Origin of the sequence: Catenovulum sp. 2E275 (assembly GCF_025515275.1) — a bacterium.
Taxonomy (GTDB): domain Bacteria; phylum Pseudomonadota; class Gammaproteobacteria; order Enterobacterales; family Alteromonadaceae; genus Catenovulum.
On record NZ_JAOPFU010000027.1, the window covers coordinates 1 to 23,792 of the forward strand.

Below are 23,792 nucleotides of genomic sequence, written 5' to 3' on the forward strand. Positions count from 1 at the left end.
GTAGAGCGACGTCGGAACTAAAGCCGAGACTAGCTATTGACGCGTGAATTTGCCTTGTCCGCACAAAAAAATTCTCGTTAGAAACCATGTGGAATGATAAGGTTAAATAATTCAATTAGTTAGAATACACCTTAACCCGAGTTGAGGTTAACTAGAATATGCTTGTTTTAGCTCTAATTGCTGTTTAATTTTGTCATTTGGCAAATTAAATCTAAGCATGAGTTCTTCACTGATATCAATTAAATCACCAACGCCTTCAACAGACCATAATTCATCTTCAAGCCCTTTTGCTTTATGAATCGCATATTGGCTAACATACAGTAATTCATTCGCAATAAAATCCATGTCGGGTCTGCCGGTGCGGGATAAAAATATTCTAACTGCAAAAAATAGTGTTCCATTTTGGCAGGAGCGTTTTATAAAGTTGTATCTGTCGTCATCGGTATTAAAACTTTGATAGGTGCGGGTTATAAATCGTTTATTGATATCTTGTTCGTAGGTTTGTACCCGTATCATTAAATCCTGATATTTAGGGGTATCGTCTCGTTGTAGTCTGCGCAGCATATCAATCATCACCGAATTAAACTGATTATGCTGTAATAAAGCTTGTAAATTAAGCTGTTGTGTCTGGTTATTATCGCTAAATAATTTGACCAGAGGGTTATTTAGCTGTGAAAAACCCACGGCTTTAAGTTGATGTTTTAAACCATCTTTATGAATAAAGTAGGCCATATTAACGATTTTTTGAATTGAGATATTTCGTAATACTTCCGCCAGTTGAGGGATAATATTAGCCTGTTCATCTAGCGCTAAAGTTTGCTGGTTTTGTTTGATCAGCGTTTTAAAAAACTGCTGAGCTTTATGTCGTTTATGTGCTTCTTTATTAATTTTCAAACTGAGTAACGTTTTACTATCGTTCAGGGCAACAACTTCATAAGCTAGGTTTTTTAGTTGATAAAATGACTTTTGCAATTCGGGAAAATCGAGTTGTATTTGTGCGCCTTTAGGTAAATTTAATTTACTGCTTTCTGCCAGTTCAATTTGTAAACCCTGAGTTGAAAAGTTGCGGGTAACACCTTGAATTTTTTCTTTAACATGGGTGATTTCTACCTGAGTTTTATAACTAAAACGGCTTTCTTTACGTAAGTTAATATAGCGAATAGCGACTTCGTGGATATTTTTAACCGTTAAGGTTTTGTCGTGTTTAAACTGGTTAAGTTGATTAACTTCGGTTAATTCAAAGCTATTTTGCTGATAAATAGCCCGGCTATTTTCGTCATTGAGTTCAGTTAAATAGGCAATATATTTAAAGTTTTCAATGAGTTTAGTTATCTTAGGTGAAAATGAATGTATATGGCTATGTTGCTCCTGTGGCAAGGTGTCAGTCAATTCTGCTAGTTGTGGGTTAATATCGGTTAACTGGAGTTTGTAGACCATCCAGTTATTTTTACGGGAAGCAAAACCTAAAAATAATTCGGCCAGTCCACTGTTAGTTAGTTCATCGGCAGTCGCAGAATAGAAATGAATTTTGCCTTTATAAACATGGGTAAAAGCATAAATAACTGTTTCTTTAATTTGGCCTGATTGGCTTAAGAGCAGCTTTAAGCGTTTGCTGGTAAGTAGCTGATTAAGACAGTTATGGTTATTTTCATCGTACCATTGTTTGGCAATATCCATATTGTTATCAGTAACTAAACAAAATTTACCATATAATTCGCCATCATTATCCGCTTCAATAAAAACAGGTAATGAGGTAATGCGTGGTAAATAATACTGTTCGTAACCTTTGGTGATAATACCGGTAATCGTATTGTCTACGTTGAGTTTGTAACGGCGTTTGTTTCCGTTAATAAAGTTATTTAAAAACCGATCAAACCCTTGGGTGCTGTTATCTGGATTTAGCCGTTCACAGTTTACATAAATATAATCGGCTTTATCTTCTATCTGAGTAATTTTGTATTCAATTTTATCTTTTAAGCCAAGTGCAAACTCTTGTTCAAGGCCGACTAATTTTAAATAAAATGTTTGGTTAAGCTCTAACTCAACTGGTTTTAAAATTTTTAATCTAACTCCGTTAACCGATAAATCTGTCGTAATTGCACTGAGCCGGTTATCGACGCTTAAATCAAGCTCAACTGGCATTGCATAATTCATCCGTTCTTCTTTGCGGGCGCCTCTGTCGCCAAAATAAACTGGCTTAACTAAAAACGGATTGTTTACTTCGGTTGTATTTTCAACATTATTAGACTGTGCATTTTGCAATCTTTGTTGTTGTTCTGCTTTATGCATTACCCGGTAATTATTTTCTGCGTTGAGAACTTGTTCATAAACGCCAGTTGTATATAGCCCATAAGTTTTTAAACCTTGCTCAAACAAATTGATAGCGGTGTTGTCCATAAAGTGAGTAATGCCAGAATGAGTATATTCACGGCAAATACCATCAACATGGCCGCGTAAATCTATTTGACGGGTACAAGGTGTACTTAATCGGGTTAATTCCATTTTTATTAAAAAGCGTTGAGGCCTGGAAAGCTGCTCGGTTTGCTGTAAAAAAACAGTCGCAAAATCGTCCTGCTTGGTAAGGGGCTTGAGTGAATCAATTAATGCTTTATGTTCTGCTAAAACCGGATCTGAATTGTCCATATTAGGTATCATACTTAGAATTATTAAACTCAATAATCGTCTAAAACAGCTTTTAATTTAGGCTAATTAATTGAAATATTTATTTTTATATCAACGTCCAGTTAAGTTTAATGTAAACTTGAGAAATGTGTAAATAAAACGGCAAATTTTATGGCTAAATCTAAAACGGCTTGGGTATGTAATGAATGCGGCGCTGATTATTCTCGCTGGCTCGGGCAATGTAACGAGTGTAAAGCGTGGAATACGGTAACCGAGGTGCGCTTAGCAAAAGCTCAGCCCGGTGCCAGATATTCAGGTTATGCCGGACAAATCGAAAGTAAAATTGAGACATTAGAATCAATTGAATTAGCTGAGTTGCCGCGTTTTACCAGTGGTTTAAAAGAGTTTGATCGGGTTCTGGGGGGCGGAATTGTCCCCGGTTCAGCCGTGTTAATTGGTGGTTCACCGGGCGCTGGCAAAAGTACCGTTTTACTGCAAACCATGTGCTTTTTAGCTCAAAATATGACTGTGTTATATATCACGGGCGAGGAATCGCTTCAGCAAGTAGCTATGCGGGCTGATAGATTAGGTTTACCAAAAGATAAACTTAAATTGTTATCCGAAACCAATGTTGAGACCATTTGCCAGCTTGCCAATACCATTAAACCAAGCGTTATGGTGATTGATTCTATTCAGGTAATGCACATGCCGGATGTGCAATCAGCGCCGGGCAGTGTTTCTCAGGTGAGAGAGTCCGCTGCTTATTTAACCCGTTACGCTAAACAAAATAATGTTGCTATTTTTATGGTTGGTCATGTGACAAAAGATGGCACATTAGCAGGGCCTAAAGTGTTAGAGCATTGTATTGATTGTTCTATTTTATTGGATGGCTCGTCAGATAGCCGTTACCGAACATTACGTAGCCACAAAAACCGCTTTGGCGCAGTGAATGAGCTTGGGGTTTTTGCGATGACAGAAAAGGGGATGAAAGAAGTTTCTAATCCGTCCGCGATATTTTTATCCCGCGCAGAAGTGCCGTCTTCTGGTAGTTTAGTGATGGTTGTGTGGGAAGGCACCCGACCTTTAATGGTGGAATTACAAGCATTGGCTGACGACTCGGCTTTGGGTAACCCAAGACGGGTTGCGGTTGGACTTGAACAAAATCGATTAGCTTTATTATTGGCTGTATTGCATCGCCATGCTGGACTACAGTTGGGCGATCAGGATGTATTTGTTAATGTGGTTGGTGGGGTTAAAGTGAGTGAAACTGCTGCTGATTTAGCTTTACTATTAGCGTTAGTTTCCAGTTTTAAAAATTTGGTGTTAGCGCAGGACTTAGTCGTTTTTGGTGAAGTTGGGCTTTCCGGTGAAATTCGGCCCGTGCCAAATGGCGTAGAGCGGTTAAAAGAGGCCGCTAAACATGGTTTTAAACGTGCAATTATTCCAAAACAAAATGTGCCTAAAGGTGGCATTGAAGGAATGGAAATTATTGCCGTGAGCCAGCTAAGCGAAGCCGTTGAAGTCATTTAGCCTGACATTGCTTTCGTTTCAGTTTGTTTTTTACTAAGCCAGCCGTTGAACTTGCTGGCTTAGGTTTGAGTTAGCTGATTTTTTAGTTATCCGTTTCAAATAAAACATCGACATGATCGTCGCGTTCATCTAAATGAAAACTCACATGGATACTGTTACAACACGCTGGGCAATCTTCATAATAATCCTGATCACCGTTGGAATCATCTAAAGTCAGATGAATATGATGTCCGCAATGTGGACATTCAGTAGATTTGTCAATCAGATGCATACTTCATACTCCTTCATTATGTTTTTGTTCTTAAACTTTAAGGTTGTTAAAAGCAGGGGGAGTTCAACGATTCATCACAATCCATTTTATTAAGCGAATTTTTTGTGAATTTGTTGGCACAAAAGCAACTCAAAAATCAAATTAATAAAATGGTTTGATGTAACCTGAACTTGAGTTAAACAAGCTTAAAGGCATAAATTAAATATAGTTAATTAAACCCAAAAAAGAGAGTAAAGCGAGCTAAAGTTGCGAGTGCTAGTTTTATGATTTGTAGGTGGAAATTTACAACTCGCTGAGTGATAAAATGTGCTGTTTGGCTTGCTCGATGTAACTACCACCAAATAAATTAGCATGATTTAAAATGTGGTATAAATTATAAATCTCACGTCGGGTTGAATAGCCTGACTCCTGAGGCGTTACCTTGTAATAGCCTTGATAAAATGCTGCCGGAAACGCACCAAATAATTCGGTCATTGCAAGATCCGTTTCATAATCTCCATAATAACACGCTGGATCATATAAATAGACCTGATCATGACTAAAGCCTAAATTACCACGCCATAAATCGCCATGAAGTAAACTGGCATTTAACTTTCTTGGTTTCAATAAGTTATGGATAATACCGACTATTTCGTCTATATCCCCAAAACGAATATCTTGTTCGGCCAATAACTCAAGCTGAAAGCCGATTCGTTGCTCTGCAAAAAAGGTCGACCAGTTGCTTTGCCAGCGGTTAAATTGTGGCGTTTTGCCAATGAAATTATTATCGTCAAAACCAAACATCGGCTGACTACTGGCTTTGTGTAAATAGGCTAATTGTGTACCAGCCTGATACCAGCTTATATCGCTAGGCGCTGAAAAGTTAATAAATTCTAAAATGAGGTAAGAGTAGGCTTTACTGGTGCCAACTTCAATAAAATTGGGGGTGTTAATGGTTTGAGTAAGCGCTAAACTTTGCAGGGCAATGGCTTCGGCATTAAAATTATCAACAAAGTTTAAATCATTCACTTTAACAAAATAGCTTTGACGTGCGTTACTAATCTGAAAAGCTTGGCTTATATCTCCACCAGCTACAAGATGTTTTTGTTTAATACTAAATGGCTTTTGAGTATATTCGCTAATGCTTTGTTCAATTTGATGCCACATTATTTAGCCCTCAAAATGAAAGATTAGTTTTTAGCTTAGCAAGTTAACCGAACAATAGCCAGCGCATTATTTTATCTGTTAATCAACTCTTTAGCCTGATCAAATACCGCTGAAATACCACTGGTTCTCGACTGGCTCATTTGTCCGTTTAAACCTAACTGATCAAAATAATCAGTTAAATTAAATTGCATAATAAACTCAGCCGTTTGTTGGTTAATTGCTTCAAGCAACAACATGATTAAACCACTCACAATTCGCGAATCGCTGGTGGCAGAAAACCTATAACAGTCAATTTGTTTTTGAGCTGTTAACCAAACCTGACTCTCACAGCCGTGCACTAAATTGGCATCAATTTGCTCAACATCGGCATTTTTATTTAATTGGCTGCCTAGCTTCATTAATAAGCGATATTTATCCTGCCAGTTTGTTTGTGCTGCAATTTGTGCGGCATGTTCAGCTAAAGCTGGATTTGTTTTGGTTTGGCTCATAAAAATTCGTTTAACTCATCAATACAAAATAAAAAGTAATTAATATCTTCCACACTGGTGTAGCCACAAATTGATACCCTGAGCGAACCTTGCGGGCAAATAGCCTGAATGAGTGGCATTGCACAATGGCTGCCAGCTCTAAGCGCCACGCCCATTTGGCTTAAAATATCAGACGCATCTTTGCAATGCATATCCTTAACTGTAAAGCTAACTGCGCCCACTAAATGGTCATCTGCCAGCAAATTAATTGATTTGCGTTGTTCCAGTTCATTTAATAAGTAAGCCATGAGCTCATTTTCATACACTTTTATTTTTTGCCATTGGAACTGAGTTAAAAATTTGAGTGTGGCACCGAATGCAATAACGGCTGATATATTGGGTGTACCGGCTTCAAACTTAAACGGAAGCTGGTTAAATTGGGTATCATCAAGACTAACGTGCTTGACCATTTCGCCACCAAACTGATAGGGCGGCAGTGCATTTAACCAGCTTTGTTTACCGTAACAAACCCCTAAACCGGTGCCAGCATGCATTTTATGGGCAGAGAAAAAATAAAAATCACAGTTAAGCGCCTGTATGTTTATTGGAATATGATTAACGGCCTGTGAGCCATCAATAATAGATACAATTTGTTTATGCGGTTTAATGAGTTGTAAAATAGCGTCAACCGGCTGAATAACACCAGTTGCATTACTCACATGGCAAAACGCGATGGCTTTTGTTTTTGGATTAATTAAGTGGCTTAAATGGGCTAAATCTATTTGTAGGTCTTGAGTTAGCGAAACCACCTTTAAGTTAAAGTTATAGTATTTTGCTAGTTGTTGCCAAGTGACAAAGTGTGCATGATGTTCGGCCAGCGAAATAATCACTTCATCACCCGCTTTAATATGAACTTTGCTTAACCCATGTGCAATTAAATTAGCCGCTTCGGTTGCACCTTTGGTCCAGACAATTTCATTTTTATCAATCGCATTAAGCCAATGTGCTGTTTGTTGCCTAACCGCTTCAAATTGGTTACTTGCGCCAATGGCGAGTGGGTGAGACGAGCGATGTACATTAGCATGCTCAAATTGGTAATAATGATTAATTGCATCCAGTGCTGGCTGGCAAATATGGGTGGTTGCGGCATTATCCAAATACACACTGCTAATTGGCTTATCAGTTTGATTTTGGTAAAAAGGAAACTGCGCCCTAAATTGTTTAATAAAGTCCGGTGTATACATGATCAGGCTATCTGGATTAATGCTCAATAATTAAAGCGGCGTATGATAACAAATTAGCTTAAAAAACAAAGTCAGTTGTTTTTCTGAATATCGGATCATCCGCTTTCATTTGTTCGGTTATTTGCTCGGCGTTTAACGGTTTAGAATAATAATAGCCTTGAATATATTTACAGCCTTGTTGATTTAAAAACTGCACTTGTTGTTGATTTTCAACGCCTTCTGCAACAACGGTTAAATCCAAACTTTGAGCCAGATTAATAATCGCTTTAACAATGCAAACATCATTAAAATCATGCGGTAAATCTTTAACAAAAGAGCGATCGATTTTAAGTGTATCAACTGGGAAATTTTTAAGATAAGACAACGACGAATAGCCAATCCCAAAATCGTCAATCGATAAAGAAATTCCGCTTTTAGTTAATTTATGCATAAAATCTTCATGCTGAATAATGTTTTCGATAAAGACTTGTTCGGTTAATTCAATTTCCAGTGCAGAGCTAGGTAAACGATACTTTTTATGAGTTTGCTGGATAACATTTAATAAATTATTGGTTTGCAGTTGGCGACCCGAAATATTAATTGCCATAGACAGCTCGGTATATCCCATTAAATGCCATTGTTGAAGCTGGTGGCAAGCTTTATCAATTATCCATTCACCTAACGGCACAATTAATCCGGTTTCTTCTGCTACTTTGATAAACTCTTCAGGATTAATCCAGTGCTGGCTACCACTTGGTTTCCATCTAATTAAAGCTTCAAAGCCAGTGCAAATATTACGCAGGCTATCGACTTTAGGTTGGTAATATAAAATAAACTCATTATTTTCAATTGCCTGACGTAATAACCTGGCAAGTTCTACTCGTTTTAAAATATTTTGGTGTAATTGTTGGGTATATTGGCAAACACAGTTTTTACCGCTGTCTTTGGCTTTATTTAACGCGCTGTCTGCATTTCTAATTAATTCGGTGGCGCTAATTTGGTTATTCATTGCATGTGCAAAACCAATGCTGGCAGAGGTAAAAAATTCATAATCATCAATTTGAAAGCGGGTGTCTAAACAAGACAAAATATTTTGAGTTAAACGCTCAATAATCACTAGCGAGGGGAGTTCGTCTATATAAACCGCTAATTCGTCACCGCCGACTCTGGCAAAATAATATTCTTCATCAATTATCTGTTTTAGATACTGAGTGACTTTAATTAATAATTTATCACCTGCCGAATGGCCCAAAACATCGTTTACATCTTTAAAATGATCAAGGTCAATTAAAACAATGGCAACATGGCGAGTATTTGGATTTTGTAATTTTGAATGAATATGTTTTGCTAAGGCAGAGCGGTTTGGTAAGCCAGTTAACTCATCAAAATTAGCTGCTTTAATTAAATTCAGTTCAGATTTTTCCCGCTCGGTTATCTGAAACTCTAAATCCCGATTCATTTGGTTTAAGTAATTAGAGTAACGTCTGGCAGAAACCAAGAGTTGCACAATAATTGAAAATATTAGCGAGATTAATAATCCAATCCAAATGGTAAAGTGCGAGTAGTTGGTAGTAATTTTGGCAAGCTCAGCTTGGGTTGGCCATAAATCTATTTGCCAAGTTTGGTTAAATACGTTGATATTGGTTGAAACCGGAGGGTAGCGTTCAAACTCATTTTGGCTATAAAAATGATAAATTTCTTCGCCTTGGGCACGAATACTAAATTGATAACCTGAGTTAATTGCCAGTTTGGCTGCATTAACAATAAATTCATTCTGGCGGATAACACCGCTAATAAAACCTTTAAACTCAGCGCCTTGACCAATTGGCGCATAAATTAATAAACCTTGAAATCCTTGTACCAGCTTCCAGTTACTAACGGCGGCTACTCGGCCGTTATCAGCAGCTTCAGTTAAAATTCTATTTATATAAGGGACTTTGGTTAAATCTAAATTATAGGCCGCCTGATTACCAATTAAAGGCTCAATCCATTGGATGGTTTTGTGTTTATCTATCCATACAACAGCCTGTAAAAACTCATGGTTTTCAATAATATATTTAGCTTGCTGATGCCATAAAAACGCATCCGGCTGGCCAAAAGTAAGCCATTGTTTAGCAACCCAGTTATATAAAAAAACTTGCTTGGATAAGTCAGCGTTTAGTTGCTCGGTAAATTTATTTAACGCTTGATGCAGGGTTTTATTAATTTCTTGTTTTTCGTGATCATCTACCACTAACACAGTGCTAAAAGTTGCAATTAAACAAATTAATAAGGTGAGTATCGCGTATTTAAACTGTTTTAATATCTGCATCCAATCTACTTTAATCTGGCTACTTTATTTAGGACATTTGCGAAGTGAAGCGGTTAAGCCATCAGAATATATGAATTAATTCCCAGATACTAAATTTTTTTATAGTCAAAGTAAAAATAATTTAGCATAAAAAAAGCCCTTCGGATTAGGAAGGGCAAAAGCACATTTACTCTAGCAATAATTAAGACTAACCAAGTCGGTTAAAGGTTCATAAAAAGTAATTAAAAATTTGGTTTATTGTTAATTGACAAGATGGAGTTTTAAACGTAAATTTTAAACAAGTGTTTGAATTTGTGCTGTGTGAGTATGAAAAAAATAGATACTAAAACCCGAATTTTAAATGCAGCGGAACAGTTGTTTGCTATCTATGGTTTTAACAATACCTCGTTAAGACAAATAACCACAGAGGCAAATGTGAATTTGGCTTCGGTTAATTACCACTTTGGTTCAAAAAAGTCGTTAATTCAAGCTGTGCTGGCGCGTTATCTACAAGTTTTTATGCCAACCTTAATTACTGAGTTAGATAACCTAACAGCACAACAAACAAATACAAACCAACTAAACTTAAATGATTTGCTGCATACATTTGTAAAACCGTTATTGGCACTTAATCAAATAAGTGCACAAAGCGCGCGTAACTTTATGGTAATGATAGGGCGCGGTTACTCTGAAACACAGGGGCACTTACGCCGTTATATTAGTGAAAACTATGGCGAAACGCTAAACCATATTATGCAGTTATTTGCCAGTACCTTACCTAATATTAGTCGAACCGAATTATTCTGGCGGTTACACTTTTCATTAGGTGCGCTGGTATTTACGATGACATCAGATTCTGCGCTGGCAGAAATATCTGAATCTGATTTTTCTGAAAAAGTATCAACTGAATATATCGTTAATAAGTTAATTCCTTTTATTGTTGCAGGGCTAAAAAATTAATCTCTTTGTAGAGATTGTTTCTGGTTATTGGAGGTTAGATTATGTGGTTTTTAATTTTATTGATTATCGCAATTGCAGTTTTATTTGGGGTCAAAGACATTCGCAGGCGCTATGTTACTGAACCCGTATTTAAAATGTTTAAACGTATTTTGCCGCCTATGTCAGAAACTGAACAGGAAGCAATGGAAGCGGGTGATGTTTGGTGGGACGGTGAATTATTTTCCGGTAAACCAAACTGGGATAAACTCCATCAGTATGAAGATGCATTATTAAGTGAAGAAGAACAAAGCTTTATTGATAATCAGCTCGAAACTTTATTAGGCATGCTGGACGATTTTAAAATTGTGCATGAGCATAAAGACTTGCCAACAGAAGTTTGGGATTATCTGAAAAAAGAAGGCTTTTTTGCGCTGATTATTCCGAAAAAATTTGGTGGACGTGAATTTTCTGCAACCGCTAACTCAACCATAGTTACTAAAATTGCAACTCGCAGTGTGAGCACCGCGGTGTGCGTCATGGTGCCTAACAGTTTAGGGCCGGGTGAATTATTAATGCACTACGGTACTCAAGAGCAGCAAGAAAGATGGTTACCTAATTTATCTAACGGTACAGATGTGCCTTGTTTTGCTCTAACCGGGCCGGAAGCCGGCTCTGATGCCGGTGCAATCCCTGATAAAGGCATTGTTTGTGAACAAGAGTTTAACGGTGAAAAAACGCTTGGGATTAAATTAACCTGGAACAAGCGTTATATTACATTGGCTCCGGTTGCGACTGTACTAGGCTTAGCTTTTAAATTATACGATCCGGATCATTTAATTGGTGACAAAGAAAATATCGGCATTACTTGTGCGTTAATTCCGGCGGATCATCCGGGCGTTAATATTGGTGATCGCCATATGCCAATGAACTTGGCATTTATGAACGGCACAACGTCGGGGGAAGATGTGTTTATTCCAATTGACTGGATTATCGGTGGTCAGGAATATGCAGGTAAGGGTTGGCGTATGCTGGTGGAATGTTTATCAGCAGGGCGCGGTATTTCATTACCGGCTTTAGCTACGGCAATTGGTCACTTAACTTCTAAAACTACATCGGCTTATGCTTATATTCGTAAGCAATTTGGCTTATCTATTGGCCGCTTTGAAGGTGTGCAAGAAGCATTAGCTCGAATTGGAGGTTATGCTTACACGCTGGAAGCAACCCGTAAATTTACTACATCGGCACTGGATATGGGTTATAGTCCGTCGGTAGTAACTGCGATTTCTAAATACCACATGACAGAAATGGGGCGTACGATTTTAAATGATGCGCTGGATATTCATGCTGGTAAAGCGATTCAAATGGGTGATAAAAATTATTTAGCGCATATTTATTGGGGTGTACCGGTGGCAATAACGGTTGAAGGTGCAAACATATTAACCCGTAATTTGATGATTTTTGGACAAGGTGCAACTCGCTGTCATCCTTATGTTTACGATGAAATGAAAGCAGCGGCAGATCCGGATTATAACCAAGGGTTAGACACTTTTGATGGTTTATTAACTAAACATATTTGCCATTCGTTACGTAACTTTGGATATGCGCTGTTTCATGGTTTAACCTTTGGTAAATTAAGCCGCTCGCCAGTGGCGGGTGAAACGGCTCAATATTATCAACAATTAAACCGCATGAGTGCAGGCTTAGCGTTAGCGACTGATGTTTCTATGTTGGTTTTAGGTGGCGCACTTAAACGTAAAGAAATGATTTCTGCAAGACTTGGTGATGTATTAAGCCAGTTATATATCGCATCGGCAGTTTTAAAACGATATGAAGCGGATGGTCGTCCTGTAGGGGACTTACCTTTTGTGCATTATTCAATGCAAACGGCACTATACAAAATAGGTGTTGCGTTTGAAGGCTACTTTAATAACTTTAAACCTAAATGGCTGAGCCTGATTTTAAAGCGGGTTATTTTTCCATTCGGTAATTTTTATTCAATGCCGTCAGACAGCTTAGCCAGAACCATTTGCCGCAGCTTACTTAAACCAAACGAAACTCGGGATAAAATCTCTAAGCTTTGTTATTTAGGTAAAGGTGAAAACGATGCAACAGGGGTAATGGAAGCCGCATTTTTAGCTATGCAAAAGTGCCAGCCAATTGAACTTAAAATTAGCGCGGCACAAAAAACAGGTAAAATTGCCAAACGTGTCCCTTTTGCTAAAGCAATAGAATTAGCGTTGGAAGCAGAGCTAATTAGCGAAAGCGAAGCGCAGGAAATTCGACATGCCGAAGCGCTGCGCCAAAGCGCAATAGCGGTTGATAGCTTTGCTGCGGATAAATTTAAAAAATAATCCGTCAAATTGTGAAAAATATTTAAAAGCCGAGGTTTCTCGGCTTTTTTGTATGTGTTACATTTTGATATTGTTTTTTGATGATTATAAAAAGTATATGACTGCATTAATGCTGGATTTAGTCGGGCAAGAGGTATCGCAGGAAGAACGCGAAATTTTAGCTCACCCTATGGTTGGTGGTTTAATTTTATTTAGCCGTAATTTTCACGATGTTGAACAATTAACCCATTTAACGGATTGTATTCGGCAAGCAGCTAAAAAGCCAATTTTGATTGCGGTTGATCACGAAGGTGGGCGAGTTCAGCGGTTTCGTGAAGGTTTTAGTCCAATTCCGGCAATGCGAGATTTAAAACAAACTCATCCTCAATATTCAACCGAGCAAGTTTGCCAGCAAATGGGCTGGTTAATGGCGGCAGAAGTGCAATCGGTTGGCATAGATATGAGTTTTGCTCCTGTATTGGATTTAGATGGTATTTCGGATGTGATTACCAACCGCTCATTTCACTCTAATCCAGACAAAGTAATTGAACTGGCAAGTTATTTTATTCAAGGGATGAAACAAGCTGGAATGAAAGCTTGCGGCAAACATTTTCCCGGTCATGGCAGTGTTAAAGCCGATTCACATATTGCGGCGGCGATTGATGAACGTTCAGCCGAGGAAATATTTTCGCGCGACCTGAAAGTATTTGAGCTAATTATTCAAACTGAGTTATTAGATGCTGTAATGCCCGCACATGTGATTTATTCGCAATTGGATGATAAACCAGCCGGTTTTTCTGCCTATTGGCTCCAAACCATACTTAAACAACAGCTTAACTTTAACGGTGTGATTTTTAGCGATGATTTATCAATGGAAGCGGCCAGTATTGCCGGAGATTATGTTGGTAAAGCGCAAGCTGCATTGAGCGCTGGTTGTGATATGGTACTGGCTTGTAATAATTCAAAAGGGGCGATCAGTATTTTAGATGCTCACCAACAGTTAAAAGACTGGATTCACACCGATACAAATAAAAAAGTTCAGGCGTTATTCAGCCGGGCTGATTTTAATTTGGCTCAACTGCAACAAAACTCATTATGGCAGCAGGCTAATCGTTTAGCGTGTTCGTTTAACGATTAAGGCTTGATTTAGAAAATCCATAAAACTGAAATTATATTTACTTAAAATGGAGAAACTTATTTAGTTATGACAAGCAGTCAAAAGCTAAAAGCTCGCTCAGTATTATTTGTTTGTTTAGGCAATATTTGTCGTTCACCAACGGCTCATGCTGTATTTCGACAACTGGCTAAAGATGCCCGTTTACCAATAGAAATTGATTCTGCTGGCACAGCCGGTTATCACAAAGGGGCTGCGCCAGATAAAAGAGCAAAAGCCGCAGGTGTTAAACGAGGTTATGATTTTTCTAAATTGGCAGCGCGTCCAGTTATTAGCGAAGATTTTGAAAAGTTTGATTTAATTTTGGCAATGGATAAAGCCAATTATCAGGATTTAATCAGTGAATGTCCGGCTGAGTATCAGCATAAAATTCAGTTATTTTTAAATTTTGCTGAAAATTATCCGGCAGAAGATGAAGTGCCAGACCCTTATTATGGCGGCGCTCAAGGCTTTGAATATGTGCTAGACTTAGTCGAAGATGCTTCAAACGGTCTGCTAAAACGTCTAGTGTAAGGCTCGATTTTTTCGATAGATTCAAATGATAAAACCAGTTATAAAAAAATACTTTCTCAGGTTATTATCAAACATTCATTAATATAAAAATAGGAATACAAAGGTGTCAGATTGGTCTCCGAGTTCATGGCGTAATTTCCCGATTTTACAACAGCCAACATATCCAGATCTTGCTTATTTAAAACAAGTAGAGAGCCAGCTTAAAACATATCCGCCTTTAGTATTTGCTGCGGAAACCCGCTCTTTATTTGATCAGCTAGGTGAAGTTGCACAAGGCAAAGCATTTTTATTACAAGGTGGTGATTGTGCAGAATCATTTACTGATTTTAATGCGCCCAAAATCCGTGATACGTTTAAAACCTTGCTGCAAATGGCGGTTGTTTTAACCTTTAGTGGCAGCTGCCCAATTGTTAAAGTTGCGCGAATGGCTGGGCAATATGCAAAACCGCGTTCAGATGATATGGAAACCCGAGAGGGGATCTCATTACCAAGTTATCGTGGTGACATTATCAACGGTTTCGATTTTACCGAGGCTGCGCGCATTCCTAATCCGGATAATTTATTAACCGCGTATCACCATTCATCGGCAACCCTTAATTTATTACGCGCGTTTGCCCAAGGTGGTTTGGCTGATTTGCATCAGGTTAACCGCTGGAATATGGACTTTGTTGGTAAATCCCCTGTGAGTGAAAAATACCATGATATTGCACATCAAATTCAACAAGCGCTTGAATTTATGGAAGTGATTGGCATTAATGCAGACAATACGCCAAAAATTAAAGAAACAGATTTATTTACTTCGCATGAAGCTCTGTTACTTAATTACGAAGAAGCATTAACCCGTAAAGATACTTTAACTGGGTTATGGTACGACTGTTCTGCTCACATGGTATGGATTGGCGAACGAACCCGACAACTTGATCATGCGCATATTGAGTTTTTCCGCGGTATTAATAACCCAATTGGCGTTAAAGTTGGGCCAAGTATGAAGCCGGATGAATTAATTCAGTTAATTGATGCGCTTAATCCAAATAATATTCCGGGACGTTTAACTTTAATTACTCGTATGGGGGCAGATAAATTAGCGGATAATTTACCGGCACTCGCGCGTAAAGTTAAACAAGAAGGCCGTCATGTTGTTTGGACAAGTGATCCTATGCATGGCAATACCATTAAAGCCGCTAATGGTTATAAAACCCGTAATTTTGATTCAATTTTATCTGAAATTGAGCAATTTTTTGCGGTTCACCGAGCAGAAAACAGCTATGCAGGTGGTATTCATTTGGAAATGACAGGATTAGATGTGACTGAGTGTACTGGTGGTGCGTATCAGATTTCTGAAACCGATTTGGCAACGTGTTACCAAACTCAGTGCGATCCTCGATTAAACCAAACTCAGGTATTAGAAATGGCATTTAGAATTTGTGATACCTTAAAATCGGCAAGAGCGGATTATTTAGCAGGTCAAAAATAGGTTTTGCCGCTGTTTTTATCGTGATTGTTAATTTAAAACTGCAATTAATTGATTAAGCCAGTATAATCACTGGCTTAATTTTATCTGTTGATTATTCGGACATTTCTACTCGATGCATTTATTCGTAAACGACTTAACCATTATTGATTTTTCATATTTAGATACTCAGCGCGGCATTGTTGGCGAAAGCTGGATTGTTGATGTGGCTTTAATTGGCCAGCTCAATGAACAAAATATGGTCTTAGATTTTGGTGTGGTCAAAAGCCAGATTAAACGCATTATCGACAGAGAGTTTGATCACAAACTGCATATAGCAGAAGATTCAACCGCTTTGGTAAGTAAACAAATGCAGCAAGATAATCTGGATATTGTTTATAAAACCGATGCGCTTGAATATATTTATATGTCTGCGCCTCCATCGGCTTATTGTTTTTTACAGGCTGAGCAAGTCAATATTGATGAAGTATTACCACTTATTCGCGCTACTATTATGCGCCACATGCCTGAAAACGTTAAAGATCTTGAAATTCGTTTAAGACCAGAGCAGATTAATCAGGCTTATTATCATTACAGTCACGGATTAAAAAAGCATGACGGCAATTGTCAGCGAATTGTGCATGGTCACAGATCTAAAGTAGATGTATTTAAAGATGGCCAAGTGGATACTCAGTGGCAGGAATATTGGGCTAAACGTTGGCAAGATATCTATATTGGCAGTGAAGAAGATTTAGACCAAAACCTGTTAACAGAGTTTTGTCAGCAATATTCGTTGTTAGAAACGGATTATGTTGCGTTTTCTTATTCTGCGACTCAAGGCGAATATAAACTGGTTTGCCCAAATAGTTTAACTGATGTGATTGACCGTGATACAACAGTTGAGTGTTTGGCTGAATTTATGTTAGAAGTAATGCAACAGACAGATAAACATTCAAACTTAAAAGTGATGGCGTATGAAGGCGTTTCTAAAGGGGCAATCGCACAAAGCGAATAATAAATTTATTAACCGTGTTGTTTGGGCTTTTAATCAAGCAAATATACGGTTAACACCATTCAATACCGCGGCATGGTTGCCGCTCAATAGCGACAGTAAAACAGCTAACAAACCAATTAATAATAAAACAGTATCAAAGTTAACTTTTTCTGTTTTAATTTCTAGCCTGTTTTTAACTGCGAGTCATACCGCGTTAGCGAATCCGGCAGATACGATAAAAATTAATCAACAAGCTCTGCAACCCGGTGGTTTTGTCAAAGGCCAACTAAATAATTGTTTGAGTTATCAAATATCAGACAGCCAAACTCAACAGCAGGGAAAATGTACTCAAGAGGGTGCATTTTTATTTGGGTTTGGTCGAGATGCCGATTTAACCCAAACTGCAACTTTTACTTTGGCGGATAACTCAACTTTAACTCATACGTTTACGCTTCAATCCCGCGATTACAAAATTGATAGAGTTAATGGTGTACCGTCAAAAACAGTTAATCCACCTCAATCTGTATTAGACCGAATTAGTAAAGAAAACGGTGAAATCTGGCTTGCCCGTAACAAAGAGAGCAACAGCAAAGACTTTTTACAAAGTTTTATTTGGCCAGCAAAAGGGCGAATTTCCGGTGTTTATGGCAGCCAGCGGGTGTTTAATGGTACACCTAAACGGCCACATTTTGGCTTAGATATAGCCGCACCAACCGGCACTCAAATTATAGCTCCGGCTGATGGGGTGATTACCGTGGCTCACCCAGATATGTTTTATTCTGGCGGCACCATTATTTTAGACCACGGCTTTGGGATTTCATCGACTTTTATTCACATGTCTAAATTGCATGTAAAAAAAGGCGATACAGTTAAACAAGGTGAGCTAATAGGTGAAATTGGTAAAACAGGGCGAGCGACCGGACCTCATTTAGATTGGCGGATAAACTGGTATCAAATAAGGCTTGATCCAGCGTTTTGGGTTCCTGCTGGTGGACATCAGTAACAAACTGCTTATACGCACCTCAGGTTAATAAGCAATAAAATAGCCGGTATAAACCGGCTATTTTATATTGGGCCTCAATTATAAGCGGGTATATTATTAAACCGAGTTCACCTGGTTAGTTATTCACGCTCAAGCACAATTCGGTAATGGGCTTTACCTGATTCAAGGTGCTTAATTGCTTGGTTTATTTCACTCATCTTAAATAGTTCAACTTGTGGCTCTATATTATGCTGGGCAGCAAATTCAAGCATTTGAGCTATGGTAGCGGGGCTGCCAACAGGAGAGCCTGAAATTTGTTTTTGACCTGCAATTAAACCAAAAACGCCAATATCGAGTGGCTCTAAAGTTGCGCCGACAAAATGCAACCTGCCTTTGGGTTTTAACGTAGATAAATACAGATTCCAGTCGAGTTTTACGTTCACGGTTGAGATAATAAAATCAAAGCGTTCAGCTGCATTTTCAATATCTGCTTGATTACGAGAATTTAATGTATGGTGTGCCCCTAGCTTTAATGCTTCCTGAGCTTTTGCATCTGATGAGGTAAACGCTGTAACCTCACATCCCCATGCATTTAAAAATTGTAGTGCCAAATGGCCTAAACCACCGATGCCAATAACTGCAACTTTATCCGTTGGTTTTACATCAAACTGCACCAGAGGGTTAAATACAGTGATCCCGCCACAAAATAAAGGACCTGCCGTTTGAGCATTTAAATGTTTAGGTAAAGCAACTACAGCACGCTCATTAGCTCGAACTTTGTCGGCAAATCCGCCTTTACTCATAACGGTAGGCATAGCTTGTTGGCAGAGATTTTCATCGCCTGTATTACACGAATGGCAATGATGGCAATAATCACTATGCCAGCCAAGTCCGACTAAATCACCAACAGACACACTGGTTACATGCTCACCAATTGCACTTACTCGGCCTACTACTTCATGACCTGCAACCAGAGGATATTGGGACATCCCCCATTCATTATTGAGCATGGAAATATCCGAGTGGCAAATTCCGCAATAATCGACCTCAATCTCAACATCATGATGATTGAGCGAGCCGGGCTCATAACTATATTCTTTTAATTGGCCTTTTGCTTCAAAAGCAGCGTATGCATTTATCATATTCTTCCTTATTAAATTAAAGGGTTAATGCTTGTACATAGGTTTACTGAGTTTAGATCAACTTTTAATTTTGAGTGTTATGACTCATTAGTTAGAGCTGGTTAATTTAAGACTTGCGCTACTAGTGGGTACCAGTATGCGCATTTTCTACTGTTAATTGTGCTAGCTTTTAACTATTTAAGTTAAACTATTGCTTGCCAGCTTTTCGCTTTTTCTGCATCAATCACCGTCATTTGACTGAGTTCATTAACAGCGTCACTTAGCTGTATTACTGAGTTAAATAATTCACCATTTCTAATATATGAAACTGTGTAATCGTGATTCAACGCCAGATTATTAACGACATTCGCAAAATTGGCTTTACTCACCACAATATTATCAATGGCAATAATATTGTCCTGAACGCTAATACCTGCTTTTTCGGCTGGGGAGTCTTCCAGCACTTGCATCACTTCAATACCTAGTTTTGATTCTTTAAACATAAAACCAAGATAAGGGCTATGTGCATCTGATGAAGTTTCTAATAATGAGGCTGCTTTCGAAGGCACTTGTTTTAGTTCAACCCCAAAATCAGCTAGTAGCTCAGCTAATGGAATAGGGGCTTTGTTATTTAATAACTGATAAAAGGTTTCTCGAATGTGTGTTGAATGAGCGTCTGAAGCTGTTGTACCCGATAAAATAAGGCTATTTACAATATTAATTATTGTATCTAATTGAGTGCCTTTGTAATCAGCACCTTTATCTACAAAATCAGCCCATAAAGCACGCATTACATCATCTAATGATTTAGTTGCATTGGTTGCCTTACGAACCGTTAAATCAAGCCACAAGGCTAATAATGAACCTTTAGTGTAATAACTAACTATGTTATTAACGGCATCAGGCCCTTGTTGATAAAACTTAGTCCAAGTATAAAAACTAGACTCAATTAAATTTTGCTTTAACTGGCCTTTGCCTCGGTTAACACGGCTTATCGTCTGGCTTTTAAGTTTTAAATAATCTTCAAACGAAATAATGCCAGTTCGGAATAAACTTAAATCATCATAATAAGAAGTAATACCTTCAAAAGCCCATAATTGCTTAGTGTAACTTTCTCGGTTTAAACGATATGGCACAAATTCTTCAGGCTTGATTCTGCATACATTCCAATTATGAAAATATTCATGCGAAACTAAGCTTAAAAAGGTTTTATAACCTTCTGATAATTCATCCGGTTTATTGATGTTTGGAAAATCAAAGGTTGAACATAATAATGCAGTGGAATTTTTATGCTCTAATCCGCCAAAACCACTTGGCAGAATATTGGTTAAAAACCAGTATTCACTAAAAGGTGGTTTTCCACCGGTTTCTTTTTCAAATAAATCAATATGGTGCTGACAAAGTTTGGTTAAATCTTGTTTTACTCTAGCCAAATCTGCATATTGTTTCCCGCTTAAAATTAAGTGGTGCGGTGTACCAGCGACCTCAAATTCAACAGCGGTAAAATCCGTGATTTCAACTGGGCAATCAATTAATTCAGCGTAATTGTCGGCATAATATTCACCAAAGTGATATTTTGGGGTAGCCGAAGATCGTTTTAATCCGGTTGCAACTTTCCAGTCTAAGTCTGGCTTAATAAGCGAAACTAACTGCTTTGACTCTTCAAAGCCTTCAACTTGTAAAAATACACTGGTGCCGTTAAAAAATCCGCGTGTATTATCTAAATAGGCAGTTCTGACAGAGGTGTCAAAAGCATAAACCTGATATTGAATCTGGCTGGCTTTACCTTGAGTATTGAGTTGCCAGCTTTGTTTGTCTAGCGCGGTTAATTCAATTGGTTTTTGTTGTTGAAACGCTGCTATATTAACTATGTTTTTGGCAAAATCCCGCACCATATAAGAGCCGGGTATCCAGCTTGGTAAGCTGATTTTTAAGCTTTTTGGTGAGTGTACTGGAATATCAAGTGTGATATTAAATAAATGAGCGTTAGTTTGTTCAAATGAAATTTGATAATGAATGCTGGTTGACATAATAAAGATAAAAAAGACAATAAATAAAATTTATCTTACCGATATTTTTAACTCAATTCATCTGTATTTGCATGTTAAACTAATCATATTACAAATCATAATTTATAAGAGACTAAAAATGACCTTATCAATAAAAGTAGAAGAGTATGGTATTTCACCAAAAGGTGAAGCAGTTCAATTGTTTACTTTAACTAATGCGCAAGGCGCATCAGCCAGTATTACAAATTTTGGGGCTAACTTGGTTACATTATACACCCCTGATAATAAGGGCCAGTTTGCAGATATAGTTTTAGGTTATGACTCGCTCGAAGACTATTTTACTAATGTTCCATATTTAGGCGCTACTATTGGTCGAGTTGGTAATAGAATCGGAAATGGTCAGTGTGAAATAGCTGGTAAAACTTATACTTTTGTTCAAAATAATGGAACTAATCATTTACATGGTGGTTTAGAAGGATTTGATAAAAAAGTTTGGCGAGCAGAAACATTTAAGACAGAGAGTAGTGTTGGTATACACTTGGATTTATTGAGCGAAGATGGTGATCAAGGCTACCCTGGTAATTTACAGGTACGTACCACTTATGAATTACATAATGATAATCAACTAACATGTGAATATTCGGCCACAACCGATAAAACCACTATTTTAAATATGACTAACCATAGTTATTTTAATTTAGATATGGCTAATCAAACGGATATTTTAAGTCATGAACTGCAATTAAAATCCAACCAGGTTACGTTATTAGACCAGAATCAATTACCTACTGGTGAAGTTATGAATGTTGCTGGAACCGCTTTTGATTTTACTGAGCCTAAAGCCATTGGTCAGGATATTTTTGCTGACGATGCTCAGTTAAATATAGGTGGGGGTTATGATATTAACTATATAATCACGGATCAATCTTCGCAATTAAGAGTTGCTGCAATTGTTACAGAAGCTAAAACTGGACGCAGATTAACGGTGAAAACAACTGAGCCTTGTATTCAGCTATATACCGCTAATTTTTTAGATGGTAGCTTAAAAGGTAAAGGTCGTGCGTTTGAGAAACATTCTGCATTTTGTTTAGAACCTCAACATGTTCCGGATGCACCAAACAAACCTATGTTTAAATCGATAGAATTAAAACCGGGCGAAACTTACTCAAGCAAAATGAGTTTTGCTTTTGATACAGTTTAAGTTTTAAGCTGCTAATCAAACATAAAAAATAGCGCCACAGGCGCTATTTTTTATTGAATTAACGATGTTGATGAATTCAAAATTAGTTTAATTTAGCCTCTATTGCATCAAATAATTTAGTGGTTATTTTGGCATCTGGATAGGCTTTTTCAATTTCACGAATACAAGTTGGGCTGGTTACGTTTATTTCCGTTAACTTGTCTCCAATTACATCTAAGCCAACAAAAATTAAGCCTTTTTGTTTTAAAGTTGGACCAACTTTAGCTGCAATCGCTCGGTCTGAATCGGATAAAGGTCTGGCTTCACCACGGCCTCCGGCGGCTAAATTACCGCGAGTTTCACCTTGTGCCGGAATTCGGGCTAAGCAATAATCAACAGGTTCACCATCTATCACTAAAATACGTTTATCGCCGTCTTTAATTTCCGGTATATAAGTTTGCGCCATAGCATAACGGGTTTGATGTTCGGTTAAGGTTTCAATTATAACGCCAACATTGGCATCATTCGGTTTTAATCTAAAGATTGATGCGCCGCCCATGCCATCTAAAGGTTTTAAAATCACATCTTGATGTTGCTGATAAAACGCTTTTAATTTTTCAGCACTGCGTGTGACTAAGGTCGTAGGCGTGAGCTCTGCAAACCAGGCGGTAAATAGTTTTTCATTAGCATCGCGCAAGCTTTGTGGCTTGTTTACAATTAAACAGCCTTCGTCTTCGGCTCGTTCCAGTAAATAGGTTGCATAAATATATTCGGTATCAAACGGCGGATCTTTGCGCATTAAAATGGTATCTAGTTCAGCTAATGCTTGCTCAACCGGCTCACCTAATTGATACCAGTTTTGTGGATCTTCTTGCACTTTTAACGGGCGCATTCGGGCGTAGCTACGACCATCTTCTAAATAAAGGTCGGCCATTTCCATATAAAATATTTGATAATTACGCGCTTGTGCTTCAAGCAACATCGCAAAGCTGGAGTCTTTATGTATTTTTATCTGGCTGATGGGATCCATCACAATACCAAGTTTAATTGTCATCAGTGCGCCTTAATATCTGAAAAATAATTCATTTAAATATGGTTACGCTTTGGCTTAAATCAAGGTCAAAATAAAGTTAATCTAATATTACCTCAATTCGGTTTAATGAATATGTTTCAAACGGCCTTTTTTCGCGGGTACTGCGTTAAATTCACTTGCAATACGACTCCATGGATGGGGGAGGTAGAGCGACGTCGGAACTAAAGCCGAGACTAGCTATTGACGCGTGAATTTGCCTTGTCCGCACAAAAAAATGCTCGTTAGAAACCATGTGGAATGATAAGGTTAAATAATTCAATTAGTTAGAATACACCTTAACCCGAGTTGAGGTTAAATTGATTACTACACACCAATATAATCCCAACACGCAATTAATCGGGTTTGTTAAAAATTTATATGCTAACTACTTTATAAACTTAAGATCAGTAAAACCTTGCTCACAAAATTAAATTTAGCGGCTTGGTCAATTAATACTCAGCTGTTAATATGAGTCAAAT

At 37.9% G+C, this 23,792-nt stretch carries 18 protein-coding genes; 9 read left to right on the forward strand and 9 right to left on the reverse strand.

The features are described 5' to 3' along the window. Positions 1–147: 147 nt before the first annotated feature. Positions 148–2,643, reverse strand: a complete 2,496-nt coding sequence (locus N7931_RS12705; RefSeq protein WP_262794572.1) for a PilZ domain-containing protein — start codon at positions 2,641–2,643, stop codon at positions 148–150. A 150-nt stretch (positions 2,644–2,793) separates the two neighbouring features. Between N7931_RS12705 and radA the strand changes: the two genes are divergently transcribed. Beyond that, positions 2,794–4,152 (forward strand): DNA repair protein RadA, encoded by a 1,359-nt coding sequence (gene radA, locus N7931_RS12710; RefSeq protein ID WP_262794573.1) that lies wholly within the window; start codon positions 2,794–2,796, stop codon positions 4,150–4,152. 82 nt (positions 4,153–4,234) lie between these two features. Here the strand turns inward: radA and N7931_RS12715 are convergent, their stop codons facing one another. From N7931_RS12715 to N7931_RS12735, 5 genes are all read right to left on the reverse strand, one after another. Next, on the reverse strand, positions 4,235–4,423 hold the full coding sequence (locus N7931_RS12715) for a CPXCG motif-containing cysteine-rich protein (protein ID WP_262794574.1): 189 nt from the start codon (positions 4,421–4,423) through the stop codon (positions 4,235–4,237). Positions 4,424–4,705: 282 nt separating this feature from the next. After that, positions 4,706–5,569, reverse strand: a complete 864-nt coding sequence (locus N7931_RS12720; protein ID WP_262794576.1) for a fructosamine kinase family protein — start codon at positions 5,567–5,569, stop codon at positions 4,706–4,708. A 71-nt stretch (positions 5,570–5,640) separates the two neighbouring features. Then, on the reverse strand, positions 5,641–6,057 hold the full coding sequence (locus N7931_RS12725; protein ID WP_262794578.1) for a SufE family protein: 417 nt from the start codon (positions 6,055–6,057) through the stop codon (positions 5,641–5,643). Continuing rightward, positions 6,054–7,307 (reverse strand): aminotransferase class V-fold PLP-dependent enzyme, encoded by a 1,254-nt coding sequence (locus N7931_RS12730; protein WP_262794579.1) that lies wholly within the window; start codon positions 7,305–7,307, stop codon positions 6,054–6,056. The genes N7931_RS12725 and N7931_RS12730 overlap by 4 nt, the downstream gene beginning before the upstream one ends. A gap of 31 nt (positions 7,308–7,338) precedes the next feature. Further along, entirely contained in the window at positions 7,339–9,570 is a 2,232-nt protein-coding gene (locus N7931_RS12735) for an EAL domain-containing protein (protein WP_262794580.1), read from the reverse strand. A gap of 306 nt (positions 9,571–9,876) precedes the next feature. Between N7931_RS12735 and N7931_RS12740 the strand changes: the two genes are divergently transcribed. The 7 genes from N7931_RS12740 (at position 9,877) to N7931_RS12770 (ending at position 17,952) form a co-directional block, all read left to right on the forward strand. Beyond that, positions 9,877–10,509 (forward strand): TetR/AcrR family transcriptional regulator, encoded by a 633-nt coding sequence (locus N7931_RS12740; protein WP_262794581.1) that lies wholly within the window; start codon positions 9,877–9,879, stop codon positions 10,507–10,509. 41 nt (positions 10,510–10,550) lie between these two features. Then, the gene (locus tag N7931_RS12745; protein WP_262794583.1) at positions 10,551–12,839 is read left to right on the forward strand and encodes an acyl-CoA dehydrogenase; all 2,289 of its coding nucleotides are present in this window, start codon (positions 10,551–10,553) and stop codon (positions 12,837–12,839) included. Between the two features lie 97 nt (positions 12,840–12,936). Next, positions 12,937–13,956, forward strand: coding sequence for a beta-N-acetylhexosaminidase (gene nagZ, locus N7931_RS12750; RefSeq protein ID WP_262794631.1), 1,020 nt, complete (start codon positions 12,937–12,939; stop codon positions 13,954–13,956). Positions 13,957–14,022: 66 nt separating this feature from the next. After that, complete coding sequence (locus N7931_RS12755) at positions 14,023–14,505, forward strand: low molecular weight protein-tyrosine-phosphatase (RefSeq protein WP_262794584.1); 483 nt, start codon at positions 14,023–14,025, stop codon at positions 14,503–14,505. Between the two features lie 103 nt (positions 14,506–14,608). Further along, positions 14,609–15,979, forward strand: a complete 1,371-nt coding sequence (locus N7931_RS12760; protein WP_262794585.1) for a class II 3-deoxy-7-phosphoheptulonate synthase — start codon at positions 14,609–14,611, stop codon at positions 15,977–15,979. 112 nt (positions 15,980–16,091) lie between these two features. Beyond that, the gene (locus N7931_RS12765) at positions 16,092–16,970 is read left to right on the forward strand and encodes a 6-carboxytetrahydropterin synthase (RefSeq protein ID WP_262794586.1); all 879 of its coding nucleotides are present in this window, start codon (positions 16,092–16,094) and stop codon (positions 16,968–16,970) included. Beyond that, complete coding sequence (locus tag N7931_RS12770; protein ID WP_262794587.1) at positions 16,930–17,952, forward strand: M23 family metallopeptidase; 1,023 nt, start codon at positions 16,930–16,932, stop codon at positions 17,950–17,952. The genes N7931_RS12765 and N7931_RS12770 overlap by 41 nt, the downstream gene beginning before the upstream one ends. Before the next feature lie 119 nt (positions 17,953–18,071). Here N7931_RS12770 and N7931_RS12775 read toward each other — a convergent pair whose 3' ends face one another. Continuing rightward, positions 18,072–19,073 carry an NAD(P)-dependent alcohol dehydrogenase gene (locus N7931_RS12775; protein ID WP_262794588.1) on the reverse strand — a complete coding sequence of 334 codons (1,002 nt, stop codon included), beginning with the start codon at positions 19,071–19,073 and terminating at the stop codon, positions 18,072–18,074. 182 nt (positions 19,074–19,255) lie between these two features. After that, positions 19,256–21,082 (reverse strand): M61 family metallopeptidase, encoded by a 1,827-nt coding sequence (locus tag N7931_RS12780; RefSeq protein WP_262794590.1) that lies wholly within the window; start codon positions 21,080–21,082, stop codon positions 19,256–19,258. Between the two features lie 118 nt (positions 21,083–21,200). On the opposite strand from N7931_RS12780, the gene N7931_RS12785 reads away from it, so the two are divergent. Further along, positions 21,201–22,262: an aldose epimerase family protein gene (locus N7931_RS12785; protein ID WP_262794591.1), complete on the forward strand. Its 1,062-nt coding sequence runs from the start codon at positions 21,201–21,203 to the stop codon at positions 22,260–22,262. A gap of 82 nt (positions 22,263–22,344) precedes the next feature. On the opposite strand, the gene gshB is transcribed toward N7931_RS12785, so the two are convergent. Next, positions 22,345–23,295, reverse strand: coding sequence for a glutathione synthase (gene gshB, locus N7931_RS12790; protein ID WP_262794593.1), 951 nt, complete (start codon positions 23,293–23,295; stop codon positions 22,345–22,347). Positions 23,296–23,792 lie beyond the last annotated feature (497 nt).

Excerpts from the sequence above, each read along its gene's own strand:
- N7931_RS12705 (WP_262794572.1), bottom strand. The coding sequence starts at position 2,643 with ATGGACAATTCAGATCCGGTTTTAGCAGAACATAAAGCATTAATTGAT.
- radA (WP_262794573.1), top strand. The coding sequence starts at position 2,794 with ATGGCTAAATCTAAAACGGCTTGGGTATGTAATGAATGCGGCGCTGAT.
- N7931_RS12715 (WP_262794574.1), bottom strand. The coding sequence starts at position 4,423 with ATGCATCTGATTGACAAATCTACTGAATGTCCACATTGCGGACATCAT.
- N7931_RS12720 (WP_262794576.1), bottom strand. The coding sequence starts at position 5,569 with ATGTGGCATCAAATTGAACAAAGCATTAGCGAATATACTCAAAAGCCA.
- N7931_RS12725 (WP_262794578.1), bottom strand. The coding sequence starts at position 6,057 with ATGAGCCAAACCAAAACAAATCCAGCTTTAGCTGAACATGCCGCACAA.
- N7931_RS12735 (WP_262794580.1), bottom strand. The coding sequence starts at position 9,570 with ATGCAGATATTAAAACAGTTTAAATACGCGATACTCACCTTATTAATT.
- N7931_RS12740 (WP_262794581.1), top strand. The coding sequence starts at position 9,877 with ATGAAAAAAATAGATACTAAAACCCGAATTTTAAATGCAGCGGAACAG.
- N7931_RS12745 (WP_262794583.1), top strand. The coding sequence starts at position 10,551 with ATGTGGTTTTTAATTTTATTGATTATCGCAATTGCAGTTTTATTTGGG.
- nagZ (WP_262794631.1), top strand. The coding sequence starts at position 12,937 with ATGACTGCATTAATGCTGGATTTAGTCGGGCAAGAGGTATCGCAGGAA.
- N7931_RS12755 (WP_262794584.1), top strand. The coding sequence starts at position 14,023 with ATGACAAGCAGTCAAAAGCTAAAAGCTCGCTCAGTATTATTTGTTTGT.
- N7931_RS12765 (WP_262794586.1), top strand. The coding sequence starts at position 16,092 with ATGCATTTATTCGTAAACGACTTAACCATTATTGATTTTTCATATTTA.
- N7931_RS12770 (WP_262794587.1), top strand. The coding sequence starts at position 16,930 with ATGAAGGCGTTTCTAAAGGGGCAATCGCACAAAGCGAATAATAAATTT.
- N7931_RS12775 (WP_262794588.1), bottom strand. The coding sequence starts at position 19,073 with ATGATAAATGCATACGCTGCTTTTGAAGCAAAAGGCCAATTAAAAGAA.
- N7931_RS12780 (WP_262794590.1), bottom strand. The coding sequence starts at position 21,082 with ATGTCAACCAGCATTCATTATCAAATTTCATTTGAACAAACTAACGCT.
- N7931_RS12785 (WP_262794591.1), top strand. The coding sequence starts at position 21,201 with ATGACCTTATCAATAAAAGTAGAAGAGTATGGTATTTCACCAAAAGGT.
- gshB (WP_262794593.1), bottom strand. The coding sequence starts at position 23,295 with ATGACAATTAAACTTGGTATTGTGATGGATCCCATCAGCCAGATAAAA.